The organism is Rhodoferax sp. GW821-FHT07F03 (assembly GCF_059418745.1).
On record NZ_JBWKQM010000010.1, the window covers coordinates 1 to 12,881 of the forward strand.

A 12,881-nucleotide genomic window follows, 5' to 3' on the forward strand; every position below is an offset into this window, starting at 1 on the left:
GTTCGCGCACCAGGCGCTGCTCGTAGAAGCCGTCGCCCAGGCGCTTTTGCGTGGTGTCGGGGTTGTAGCCCAGCTGGTTCAGGTACCAGTCGCTGGAGAGCCAGGTCTGCTGGTTGGTGAAGGCGGGGTTGGTTTCTACCAGGTAGTGGCTGGTGGGGTTGGGGGCCAGGTGGAACAGGCCGCCACTGGAGCCGGGCAGTGTGATGTTGTTCAGCACGCTGGGCGCGGTGAGGGTATTGACGGCCAGGTTGCCACCCACCAGGCCGGTGGCTACCAGGTTGGGGTTGCTTTGGGGTGTGCTGCTGCGGGTGGGGACGCTGGCGCCGCTGGCGCTGCTGTGGCCCACGGCCAGGGCGTTCAAGCTGTTGGCGGCGGCAATGGCTCCCACCACGGCGATGTTGGGCGCAAAGGCTCTGCTGCCTGCCTGGGTCTGAACAGGGCCACTTGTGCCAGACGCTGCCGCTGCCGCACCGGCGCCATTCAACAGGGTGACGCCTACGCCGCTGATCGTACCGAGCGCTGTGAAGCTGCTGTCGTAGCCAGCTAGCACGACGTCGTTGGTTTGTGGTCCCCAGCGGCTGTCGAATGCGCCGTACGTCAATGTGCCGCTGGCCGAATAGGTAGGCCAGATATGGCCGTCGTAGGTGCGGTAGACATAGACACCGCTGCTGACTGTGCGCTCCAACAAAGGCGTGGCACCGCGCCAGGAGTCGTTGTCTACGGTGGCACTACCCAGGGCGATGCTGCCGGTGGCGGCGACCTTGCTCCAGTAGTTTTGCAGCAAATTGGCATCAAAGCTGATGTTGCCGCCTGCGAGGATGCGTGCTTCAGGGCTGACGCTGGTGAGCGCGTTGCGCTGGGTGGTTTGCGTGTAATCGGTGTAGAGGTAGTCGCTGTTGAATTGGCCACCGTGGGGCATCTCGATATAGCGGCCACCGACGACGTTCGGGTTGGCCTCGGTCCACGTGACCCGGCCGCTGGTGCTGGTGCCGTAGTCGGTGAAGGTGTCACCCGCCGTGAGGGTACGACGGGTGTTGGTGATCTGGTTGGCGGCCAGCAGCATGCTGGCGCCGGATTCGATCTGGGCGGATTGGTTGAGGATGCTTTGTGCGCGGATGGCGTTGCCGTTGGCGTCCACGCCGCCGGCCAGGATGACGTTGCCCATGCCGTAAATGAGGGTGCTGGGGGTGGTGTCGGTGGCGGTAGTGTCGTCGCGGTTTTCTATCACGGGGGCGAGCAGGGCCAGGGTACCGCTGCTGCTGGCCGCGCCCAGCAGGGCGCCGGGGCCGGTGTTGCGGATGGCCTGGCCGGCTTGCAGCGTAAGGCTGCCCATGCCCACGATGCTGCCTTGGTTGGCGATGGTGTCGCCGGCGGTGAGGGTGACGTCCTGCCCGGCGATTTGCGCGGTGGAGGTGTTGCTGATGTTGGCTGCATCTATGCGCAGGTCGCCCAGTACCTGCAGCGTAGCAAGGTTGGTGAAGTTACCGGTAAAGGCCAATGACAGTGCGCTGTCGGCCTGCCATTGCGCAGCGCCAGTGTGGGTGTAGTCGCCTAGCAGCTTGGCGCTAAGGGTGCCTTGGCTGGTGACACTGCCGTCAAAGCTGAGACTGGCGCTGTCGATCAGGACGCTTTGGCCGGCGCCGAGGCTGCCGCCGGTGTTGGTGAGCGCCAGGGTTTTGGCCAGGCTGTTGCTGGTGGTGTTGGCCTGGCTGTCCTGGATGCTCAGGCTGCGCGCGGATGTGAGCACGCCTTGGCTGTTGTTCAGGCTGCCGGACCCGGTGATGCTGAGGCTGTTGTCCGCCCGGATGTTGCCGTTCTGGTTGTTGATGCTGTTGGCTTGCAGTGTGACGTTGTAGCCAGCGATGCCTTTGGTGGTGCTATTGGTGCTGCTGTTGTTGATGCTGGCGGCTTGCAGCAGGGTACTGCCGCCCGCGCGGATGGAGCCGGCGGTGTTGTTGATAGCGCCCGAGGCTACGTTCACGCTGAGGTTGCCTACGGCTTGAATCTGGCCGCTTGCGCTGTTGTCCAACCCTGTGCCGCCCAGTAATAGGTTGCCACCGCTGGCCAAAACGCCGCTCGTATCGTTGGCAATGTGTGCCGCGGCAATGGTGAGGTCGCCTCTGGTCGCCAAATAGCCCGCGCTGTTGAGGAGGTCACCCGTGGTTAGGTTGGCGTTGCCTTGGGCCAAGATGCCGCCAGTGGAGCCGCTGTGCGTGTTGGTGAGGGTTTGGCCAGCGGTATTGATGGTCAGGTTGTTGCCCGCCTGGAGCAAGCCGGTGTCGTTGTTCAGTGCGCCACTGTTGATGGTCAGGTCGCCACTTCCCGTATTTCCAGCATTCGTACTTCCGGTGGCGATGATGCTGCCGCTTTGGTTGCCAAGGGCTTGGCCGTGGGTTTGGATTTGGATTTGGACACTGTCGCCCGTTATTGCGCCGCCGGTGTTGGTGAGCGTGCCGGTGTCGAGCGATGTGTTGCCCGCGGCTTGCAGACGGCCAGTGTTGTTGTCGAGCGCCGCTTGGCTGACCACCGCCAGGCTGCCTTGTGCGCTGATGATGGCGCCGGCATGGTTGCTCAGACTGGCTGCCTGCAGGTCCAATGCGCCATTGCTGGCGATGGTGCCGCTGGTGTTGTCGAGGCTGCCGGGTAGCTGGAGCTGGAAGCCGCCGGTACCCGTCTGCAGAATGGTACCGCCTACATTGGACAGGTCGTGTACGCTGATGCCCAGCTGGGCGGCAGAAACGGTGCCAGCGTCGGTGGTGATGGTCTGCGTGCTGCTGGCAGTCAAGGTTTGGCTGGCCACCAGCGTGGCGGTGCTGGCGGTGAGTGCGCCTGCGTTGGCGGTAATGGACAAGTTGGCCGCGCTGGTCTGGCTGCCAGAGATATCGACGCTGGCGCCACTGAGGCTGGCGTTACCACCGGCCACGTTTTGCCCATGGGCTGCCAGGGCCTGGCCGGTGCTGACGGTCAGGTCGCCGGTGCTGGCGAGGCTGCCGTTGGCCTGCAGGCCGGCGGCCAGCAAACTACCGGTGGCACTGCTGAGGCTGTCTGCGTTGATGTTGGTGTTGCCCTGGGCGGCAATCACGTTGCTGTTGCTAAGGATGCCGGTGGCGCTGAGGTTGGCATCGCCGCTGGCGTAGACGGTGCCGGTGTTGGACAGGTTGGCACTGCTGGCAATGTCCAGGCTGTGGCCAGCCAGCAGGCTACCCTGGTTGCTGATGTCGCCCTGGCTGCCGGTGCTGTGCAGGTGCAGGTCGTGGCTGGCGGCGATCTGGCCGGTGCCGGTGTTTTGCAGTGCGCCGCTGGTGGTGATGTTGAGGTCCTGTGCGCTGATGCTGCCGTTGGCGTTGTTCAGGCTTTGCGCGGCGATGGTGGCCATGCCGGCGGTTTGTACGGTGCCACCGCTGTTGTTGAAGCTGCCGGGCAGGTTCAACTGGAATGCACCGCTACCGGTTTGCACGATCTGGCCACCAATGTTGGACAGGTCGTGTGCACTGAGGCCGATGCTGGCGGCCGAGACGATGGCACTGTCGGTGCGCAGGGTTTGCGTGCTGCTGGCGTTCAGGCTTTGGGTAGCTACCAGCGTGGCATGGCTGGCGTCCAGATTGCCGCTGGTGGCGCTAAGCGTGAGATTGCTGGCGCTGGTCTGGCTACCGCTCAGGTCCAGGGTGGAGCCGCTCAGGCTGGCATTGGCTGCGGCGATGTTTTGCCCATGGGCGCTGAGGTTCTGGCTGGTGCTGACGGCCAGGCTGCCGGTGCTGGCCAGCGTGCCAACAAGCGTCCCGTCAGCCAGGAGGCCGGCGGCGAGCAGGCTGCTGGTGCTGCTGCTCAGGCTTTGCGCGGTGACCGCGGTGTCGCCCCGTGCAGCCAGTACCCCGCTGTTGCTGACGGCTCCGCTGGCGTCCATGGTCTGGTTGCCCACGGCATACAGCGTGCCGCTGTTGTTGACTGTGCTGGCCTGCGTGTGCAAGTTGGCGCCTGCGAACACGCTGCCGGTGTTGCTGAAGTCGGCTACGGTCAATGTGGTATTGCCGTTGGTGGCCTGCAGGGTGCCCCGGGTGTTGCTGAGCGTGCCGCCGTTGATCTCGAGGTTCTGGCTGGCGGCGATGCTGCCGTCGGTGTTGTCCAGCTGGGTGGTGGCGCTGACACTGGCGGTGATGCGGGCGCTCTGGTTGGCGGTAATGCTGCCGTGGTTGTTGTTGATGCTGGGGGCGCTGAGCACCAGGTTGCCATTGCTGGCCAGCGTGCCGCTGCTGTTGTTGACGCTCTGGCTGGCATTGACGGTGGTCTGGCCGGTACCGGTCTGCTGGATGCTGCCGTGCTGGTTGCTGAGCGTGGTGGCCGTGATGTTTAGCAGGTCCGCCACCAGCGTGGCGTTGTCGTGCACTACGGTGGCTGCGCTCAGATTCAGTGAGCCGTTGGAGGCGGTTTGCCCAGCCTGGCCGTTGAACGTGCTGGCGGTGATGGCCAGGGTACCGGTGCCGACATGGGTGATGTGGCCGCTGGTGTTGTCCAGGGTTTGGGCGATTAGGCTCAGGTTCTGGCTGTTGGCTGCGATGGTTCCGCCGGTGTTATCCAGGTTGCCCGCCAGGTTTAGCGCCAAGTCACCGGTGCCGGTTTGCAGCAGCTGCCCGCCTGCGTTGGACACGTCATGCGCGGCCAGGCTGAGCTGGTTGGCTGAGAACACGGCGCCATCGGTGCGCAGGGTTTGGGTGGTGCTGGCGGTCAGGGTCTGGCTGGCGATGACGGTGGCGCCGGTGGTGGCGACATCACCTGTGGAGGCTGCCAGGCCGAGGTTGCGGCCGCTGAGCTGCCCGTGGCTGATATCGACGCCGCTGCCGGTGAGTTGCACATCGGCACCGGCCAGGCTTTGGCCCGCCAAGGTAGCTGTGCCTGTGGCGGTGACGGCGAGGTTGCCACTGCTGCCCACGGTATTGTCTGCGGCCAGCCCGGCAGCCAGCACGGAGCCACTGGCGCTGGTGATGCTGCCGCCGCTGGTGACTGTGGTGTTGCCCAAAGCGGCGATCAGCCCGGTGTTGTTGGTATCGCCTCCGCTGGTGACGGCGGTGTTGCCGCTGGCGTACACGGTACCGCTGTTGGTGATAGCGCCACTGGTTTGTGCGCTAAGGTTCTGGCTCGCCGTCAGGCTGCCGGTATTGCTGAGCCAGCCATCGTTGCCCAGGACCAGGTCGCCCGCGTTGGCCACCAGTACCCCGGCGTTGCGCACGCCCAGGCCGGCTTCGGTACCGATCAGGGTGATCTTGCCCGCGTACATGCCGCCGATGGCCGATACGTCCAGAGCGAAGCCGGGGGCACTGCCGGTGCCGGCGATCGCTGTGGTGGCAGTGGCCGTGGTGGTACCTGCATCGACACTGATCTGGTTGGCGCCGGTGGTGATGTTCAGGGTGCTGGCCCAAATGCCAGCATTGAGGCTGACGGCCCGCGCCAGGATGGCGGTGTAGTCCGTGCTGCTGGCATCCAGCCCGGCGCCGGTGATGGTGATGGTGCCGGTTTGTACGCGGTAGCCGTCCAGACTTCCACCGTTCAAGATGGGCGTGCCGGTGGTGAGGGTGGCACGGCTGGTGTTGATGAAGCCTGCGCCGTCCACCAGGATGCCGGCCGGGTTGGCGATGACTACCTCGGCGCGCTGGCCCGCGACTTCGATGGCACCGCGCAACTGGCTGGGGTTGCTGGAGTTCACCTCGTTCAGGATGATCTTGGCGCTGCCAGTCGCCAGCCAGGGGTTGCCCTGCACCCAGCCGCCGAGCTGGGTTTGCACATTGGTGCGGCTGTTGTTCAGCACCGCGCCGTTGTTTTGCACGTCGAACTGGCTGTAGGTGTTGCGCGATACGCCAGCGGCGCTGGGGGTCTGGATGTTCACCAGGGGGATGTTGTTGCCGCTGCCGGTGGTCAGCACCGTGGGGCGCTGGTTGGCGGGGGCGCTGGGGTCGGCAACGATTTGCGCCTGTGCCTGAGGGGCTACCGCTACGGACGTGAGCAGCGCTGCCGAGGCCATGGCTAGCGCGAGTGTCTGCAGACCCGAGGCCAGCCGTGTGGGATACCCCGCCCCGCTATCAGCCGCACCACCCGCGGTATTGCGACGCTCACCGGCCTTGCCCTGCGCAGCAGCCGTTTCCGCCACGGCCATCAGGCAGCCACGGGCTTTGTTGAAGACGATGCGGTAGAGGTGCTGGTTCATGGCAGGAGGTGCGGGTCAGGAATAGGAGGAATCACTCGGCAATATCAAAATTGATAGCTGCTTGCGTAGGTGGAATATGCGCAGGGGGACGATTGAGCTATGAATGCATGTCAGAAACTCATAGTCAGGTTGAACCCCGCAGTGGTACCCGCCGTCTTGAAGCCATCGGGCTGGCGTACCGGCTGGCCGGCGAAGATGTCGTAGCCCAGGCTGCGTAGGTTTCCGCGCAGCCCGATGGCGGCTCCGGTGAGCCGGTGGCCGACCAGGTTCTGGCTGCTGGGGCCCCCGACTTCGCCATGGTCCAGGGCGATGTACAGCTCCTGCCCGCTTTGTCCTAGAGCAATGCTGAGCTCTTGGCGGATGAGCCAGCCGCGCTCTGCAGACAGGCTGGATTCGCCATCGAATCCGCGCACGGTGTTGCGCCCGCCGATGGCAAAGCGGTCTTGCGGCGTGAGGGGGCTGCGGTTCCACTGGGCGCGCCAGTTGTTGCTGTAGCGCAGGCTTTGACCGGCCAGATGGAATGGACTGTTCAGGCTGGCATCTGCAGTGAACAGTGTGAAGCGAGAAGTACCTTCACCAAAGGCTTCTTCCGGTGCGGGCATGGCGCCGAACGCACCGGTTCCGTGCCGGTAAGCCAGATTGCCTTCGACGCTGCCGGTGCCCAGGAATTCTTTGTGTCCCAGGCCCAGTTCCCAGCCGCCGACGACGCGGCGCTGTACTTCGACTTCGGTGTCGTCAATGAAGTTGTTGGACAGGCGCTGGAAGGCGCGCATCGATACCGTAGTTTTGCGGGTCTGGTCGCGGTACACCAGCCGCGACAGTTTGAGTTCGGTGTTGGCACTGGTACCGCGGTAGACGATGTCTTGGTTGGCACCGGCCACGCTTTGGTAGTAGCTGCTCTGGCTGTGGGTAAAGCCGAGCAGCCAGTAACCCCAGGGCAGGGAGTAGTGCACGGTGTGGCCGCTGGTGCCGCGCGCGCCGGCATCGGTGTCGCCCGGCAGTGCACTGTGGGCCAGGGCGCCACCCACGTTGTTGTTGAGGGTGATGTAGAACAGGTCGTTCAGGGTCCACCAGTTGTCATAGCTCAGCGTGATGCTGGCTTGGTTCTTACCGGTGCTTTTGCTGCCGCTGTCGTCGGCGGTCAGGCTCAGGCGCACTGGAAAGGCTTGCTTCCAACTGATGACGAGGTCACTGCTGCCGGGTTCTTGCGCGGGTTCGATCTGGATGTCGGCATCGGCGCTGGGGATGCGCTTGAAGTTTTCCAGGGCTTGCTCTACGTCGCGCAGGTTGAGGATGTCGCCAGGGCGGGCCGGCATGGCGTTCCAGGCGGTGGCACGTGCGTCTGTGTTGGCTGCAAAGCGGATGGCGTGGATGCGGCCGGGTAAAAAGCGCAGGACCAATTCACCGGATTTGAAGTCTTGCGGCTCGGCCAGCACGCGGCTGGTGACAAAGCCTTTGGCGATCAGGGCGTCCTGGGCACGCTGGATGACCAGGCCGATGCCTTGGGCGCCCAGGCATTGCTGGAGAGGGCTGTCTGTGCCTTGTGGGCCGGCGATGGCACCCAGCACCCACTGAAAGTGCTCGGCTTGGTCACCGCGCAGAGCGACGTTGTGCAATGCAAAACAAGGGGCTTCGTTGCGCGGCAGGCTTTGCGTCGGCGCGGCTGCGGGGCTGGGTAGCCGCACGTCCGGGCTGGGCTGCAGGCGTTCGCGCTCCAGCCGCTCGCGTTCTTGCTGGCGCTGCAGTTCCAGGGTGGGGTCCGGCGAGGCGCTGGGCGGGGGAGGTGTTTGTGCCCATGCGGCGGTGCCGCATAAGGCGCCGAGCGCGTATATCAATAGGCCGCTGCTCAGGCGCTGTGGAAGCCGTGCGGATGGTCTTTGTATGTAAGGCAATTGGTAACAAATGTATTTTTAAAGTTACATATATTGTCCTTCGTACAAAAAACTCACACGATTAACCAAGGGTTAACTCGCAGGGGAAATCCTCAAATTGGAGGATGCGTCCCTTTGTAAAGCTTATTGGCTGCGTGACTTATTTCACAAACGTGTGTAAATGAGCCACTTCATTCAAAGAGGCTCATTTATTTTTCCGCGCAGATCACACCACCGCCCAGGCATACCTCGCCGTCGTACAGCACGGCCGACTGGCCGGGGGTTACGGCCCATTGCGCGTCGGGGAATTGCAGTGCAAAGCCGTCGGCGCTGGCGCTGGTCAGCGTGCAGGGCGCGTCCGCCTGGCGGTAGCGGCTCTTGGCGGCGTAGGCGCCGGGCGTCGGGGCGTGGCCGGCGACCCAGCTGGCGTCGTCTGCGGTCAGCTGGTGCGACTGCAGCCAGGGGTGGTCGTGGCCTTGCACCACCCACAGGGTGTTGCGTTCCATGTCCTTGCGGGCCACGAACCAGGGCGCGTGCTCGCCGCCGCCGCGCTGCGCGCCCTTTTCCTTGATGCCGCCGATCCCTAAGCCCTGGCGCTGGCCCAGGGTGTAGAAGCTCAGGCCCACGTGCTTGCCCAGCACACGGCCTTTTTCGTCCTTGATCGGGCCGGGCTCCTTGGCGATGTAGCGGTTCAGAAAGTCGCGGAACGGCCGCTCGCCGATGAAGCAAATGCCGGTGGAGTCTTTCTTGGTGGCGTTCGGCAGCGCCATCTCTGCGGCGATGCGGCGCACTTCGGTCTTGTGCAGCTCGCCCACCGGAAACAGCGTCTTGCTCAGTTGCGCCTGGTTCAGGCGGTGCAGAAAATAGCTTTGGTCCTTGGACGGGTCCAGGCCCTTGAGCAGCTGGAACTGGCCGCCCACCTCGCGCACACGGGCGTAGTGGCCGGTGGCAATCTTCTCGGCACCCAGGCGGATCGCGTGGTCCAGAAAGGCCTTGAACTTGATCTCGGCGTTACAGAGTATGTCGGGGTTGGGCGTGCGGCCGGCTTGGTATTCGCGCAGGAACTCGGCGAACACGCGGTCTTTGTATTCGGCGGCGAAGTTGACGTGCTCTATCTCGATGCCGATCACATCGGCCACGGCGGCCGCGTCCACGAAGTCGACGTTCGACGAGCAGTACTCGCTGTCGTCATCGTCCTCCCAGTTTTTCATGAAGATGCCGATGACCTCGTAGCCCTGTTGCTTGAGCAGATAGGCGCTGACGGCCGAATCCACGCCGCCGCTCAAGCCGACCACCACCCGTTGTTTGCTGTGTGTACCCATGGCCCGATTGTAAAAACCTGGGGCACATCGGCGGCCTGGCGCCTGCAGTGGCGCCAGGCCGTGTAAGGGAATCACTGCAAAAATGAGAGCTGCTGGCGCAGGTGCTGCCTACGCTACAGGTCTTTTTCTTATAAATCTGCAGACGCGACGTTGGCCTACAGCCAAGCACGGCGCGGGACGCTAAGCTCAGGCTTTTTTGTGCAGGAGCCGCTTTTGCTACGACGCCAATTCCTCTCCCACAGCAGCAAGACACTCAGCGCCGCGGGCTTGGCCACCGGTTTACCCTGGCTGTCGTCATTGGCCCAGGCAGCGGGGTTGAAGCGCATGGGCCAGGCCCAGCCTTTCGACTACGCCTGGCTCAAGGGGCGCGCGCGCGAGCTGTCCGGCAAGCCCTACCAGGCGCGCTCGACTACGCTGCCGGCCGGTATTGCCAACCTGAACTGGGATCAGCACCAGGCCATCCGCTTCCGCGACGACCACGCGCTGTGGGGCGACGACAAGGCGCGCTTCGTGGCCAAGTTCTTCCACTTGGGTCTGTTCTTCAAATCGCCTGTGCGCATGTACGAGGTCAGTGGCGGCCAGGCGCAGGAGCTGGCTTATGACCCGGCCATGTTCGATTACGGCAAGAGTGGGGTGGACGGCAGCAAACTGCCGGCCAACCTGGGCTTTGCCGGCTTCCGGCTGAACTACCACACCGATCCGGTGCGCGATGTGGCGGCCTTTCTGGGCGCCAGCTATTTCCGCGCGGTGGGTGGCGAATGGCAGTACGGTCAGTCGGCGCGGGGCCTGGCGGTTAACACGGCCCAGCCCTATCCGGAGGAGTTTCCCGACTTCATAGCCTACTGGCTGGAAAAGCCAGACCCGAAGTCGCCCACCCTTACCGTCTACGCGCTGCTGGATTCGCCCAGCGTCAGCGGCGCCTACCGCTTCCTGATCACACCGGGCGATACGCAGACCATGGATCTGGACGTGGCGCTGTACCCGCGCAAGACCATCGAGCGCATGGGTATTGCGCCCTGCACCAGCATGTTTCAGACTGGCGAGAACGACCGCCGGATGGGTTGGGACTGGCGTTACGAGATCCACGATACGGACGGCCTGGCAATGCATACCGGCGCAGGCGAGTGGGTCTGGCGGCCGCTGAGCAACCCGGCGCAACTGCAGTTCAATGCCTTCCAGGACAACAATCCGCGCGGCTTCGGCCTGATGCAGCGCGACCGCAACTTCGACCATTACCAGGACGACGGGGTGTTTTACGAAAAACGCCCCAGTCTGTGGGTGGAGCCGAAAAGCGGCTGGGGCGCGGGATCGGTGCAGCTGGTGGAAATTCCCACCGTGGACGAAACTTTTGACAATATCGTGGCCTTCTGGAACCCGGCCGAAAAGCCGCAGCCGGGTCAGGAGCTGCTGTATGCCTACCGTCTGCACTGGGGCGGCAATCCGCCTGCGGTACGCATGGAGCTGGCGCGTTGCGTGGCGACACGTACCGGCCTGGGCGGTGTGGTAGGGCAAAAGCGAACGGCGTATTCGCGCCGTTTTGCTGTAGATTTTTCTGGCGGGGACTTTGCGCTGCTGAACGAGAAAACCAAGGTGGAGGCGGTGATCAGCGCCTCGCGCGGCAAGGTGGAGCTGACTTCGGCTCGCCCGCTGGCTGCCATCAATGGTTGGCGGGCGATGTTCGATCTGCGCCCTGACGGAGACAGTACCGCACCCATCAACCTGCGCATGTACTTGCAGGCCGACGGCCAGCCGCTGACCGAAACATGGCTTTACCAGTGGGCGCCGCCCCCGCTGGCGGAGCGCACGCTGTATTGAGCCAGCCTGGGGCCGGCCGCCGCTACCATGTCGGTCCAAACATTGCGCACGCGTCGAAGGTGTGCAGCAGCGAGTCAGGACTTTTTATGAAAATCTGTATTTATGGTGCCGGCGCCATTGGTGGCTGGATTGGCGCACGCCTGGCGGCCCAGGGCGAGTCTGTGAGCGTGCTGGCGCGTGGCGCCACGCTGGAGGCGCTGCGTACGCACGGCCTGCGCCTGCAGCAGGACGGCAGCCTGTTGCAGCTGCCCGTGCAGGTGGCCGACAACGCCGCCGCCCTGGGCGTGCAGGACCTGGTGGTGGTGGCCGTCAAGGCGCCGGCGCTGGCCGACGTGGCACGCGGCATCGCCCCGCTGCTGGGGCCGCAGACGATGGTGCTGACCGCCATGAACGGCGTGCCATGGTGGTTCTTCCAGGGCTTTGGCGGCCGCTACCAGGGTACGCCACTGCGGGCGGTGGATGCCACGGGCGCGATCGCGGCGGCCATACCGGCGGAGCAACTCATTGGCTGCGTGGTGCATGCGGGCACCTCGGTGCCCGAGCCGGGCCTGGTGCAGCACCATTTCGGCAACAAGCTGATTTTGGGTGAGCCGGCCGGCGGGCGCAGCCCACGGGTGCAGCAACTGGCGGAGTTGCTGGCGCGGGCCGGCTTCGAGGCGCCGGTGTCCGACTGCATACAGAAAGACATCTGGTTCAAGCTCTGGGGCAATATGACAGTCAATCCGGTGAGCGCGCTGACCGGCGCCACCACCGACCTGATCATGGCCGACCCGCTGGTCTGTGGCTTCACCACCCGGGTGATGCTGGAGGCCAAGGAGATTGGTCAGCGGCTGGGCATTCCCATCGACCAGCAGCCGGAAGACCGGCACGCCATCACCCGCAAGCTGGGGGCTTTCAAGACCTCCATGCTGCAGGACGTGGAGGCTGGCAAGTCGGTGGAGTTGGACGCTTTGGTGACGGCGGTGCAGGAGCTGGGCCGGCTGACCGGCGTGGACACGCCATTCATGGACGCACTGCTGGGTATGGCCCGCCTGCACGCGCGGGTGCGCGGCCTGTACCCGGCGGCCTAGCTTATTTTGGGCGCGGTGTACACCAGGTCCAGCGGGTAACGCCGACCGGCCAGGTAGTCCTCCACGCAGCGCAGCAGTAGGGGGCTGCGGTGACGTGCGGTGCTGGCGCGGATCTCGTCGGGTGTCATCCACAGCGTGCGCACAATGCCTCGGTCCAGCTTGCGCTGCGGCTGCAGGGCACCCAGGTCGCCGCAGAAGGCAAAGCGCAAATAGGTGGTGGACTCCTGTGTGCTGGTGTTGCGTAGCTGGGCCTGGTAAATGCCGACCAGGGCCGTGGGGTTGAAGAGGTAAGTGGTTTCCTCCAGCGCCTCACGCGCGCAGGCTTCCACCAGGGACTCACCAGCCTCCAGGTGACCGGCCGGGTTGTTCAGGCGCAGGCCCTCGGGGGTGTGTTCTTCCACTAACAGGAAGCGGCCGTTGTACTCCACCACGGCGGCCACGGTGACACTGGGTTTCCATCTGCTTTTCATGCATCCATTATGCGGACTGGCTGTCGCCTGGGTGTCGGTGTGTCCGGCGGGCGCGGCAAACTCAGTTAAGCTTGTCGGCAGAAGACATTAACTTTGGCGAAATTCCGCGAAAAGTATTGATGTACACCACCTTGATC

The 12,881-nt window shown here is 64.3% G+C and carries 6 protein-coding genes; 2 read left to right on the plus strand and 4 right to left on the minus strand.

Annotated features, from left to right (window positions below; translation table 11 throughout):
- The 3 genes from AC07R0_RS16075 to mnmA form a co-directional block, all read right to left on the minus strand.
- Positions 1 to 6,196, minus strand: a 6,196-nt coding sequence (locus tag AC07R0_RS16075; RefSeq protein WP_495105603.1) for a two-partner secretion domain-containing protein, incomplete at its 3' end; no start/stop codon positions are given.
- A gap of 110 nt (positions 6,197 to 6,306) precedes the next feature.
- On the minus strand, positions 6,307 to 8,028 hold the full coding sequence (locus AC07R0_RS16080; protein ID WP_495105775.1) for a ShlB/FhaC/HecB family hemolysin secretion/activation protein: 1,722 nt from the start codon (positions 8,026 to 8,028) through the stop codon (positions 6,307 to 6,309).
- 248 nt (positions 8,029 to 8,276) lie between these two features.
- Complete coding sequence (mnmA, locus tag AC07R0_RS16085; RefSeq protein WP_495105604.1) at positions 8,277 to 9,389, minus strand: tRNA 2-thiouridine(34) synthase MnmA; 1,113 nt, start codon at positions 9,387 to 9,389, stop codon at positions 8,277 to 8,279.
- A gap of 213 nt (positions 9,390 to 9,602) precedes the next feature.
- On the opposite strand from mnmA, the gene AC07R0_RS16090 reads away from it, so the two are divergent.
- The gene (locus AC07R0_RS16090; protein WP_495105605.1) at positions 9,603 to 11,204 is read left to right on the plus strand and encodes an OpgD/OpgG family glucan biosynthesis protein; all 1,602 of its coding nucleotides are present in this window, start codon (positions 9,603 to 9,605) and stop codon (positions 11,202 to 11,204) included.
- An 86-nt stretch (positions 11,205 to 11,290) separates the two neighbouring features.
- On the plus strand, positions 11,291 to 12,274 hold the full coding sequence (locus AC07R0_RS16095; protein ID WP_495105606.1) for a 2-dehydropantoate 2-reductase: 984 nt from the start codon (positions 11,291 to 11,293) through the stop codon (positions 12,272 to 12,274).
- Here AC07R0_RS16095 and AC07R0_RS16100 read toward each other — a convergent pair.
- Entirely contained in the window at positions 12,271 to 12,744 is a 474-nt protein-coding gene (locus tag AC07R0_RS16100; protein WP_495105607.1) for an NUDIX hydrolase, read from the minus strand. The two genes, AC07R0_RS16095 and AC07R0_RS16100, sit on opposite strands and share 4 nt — an antisense overlap.
- Positions 12,745 to 12,881: the final 137 nt, after the last annotated feature.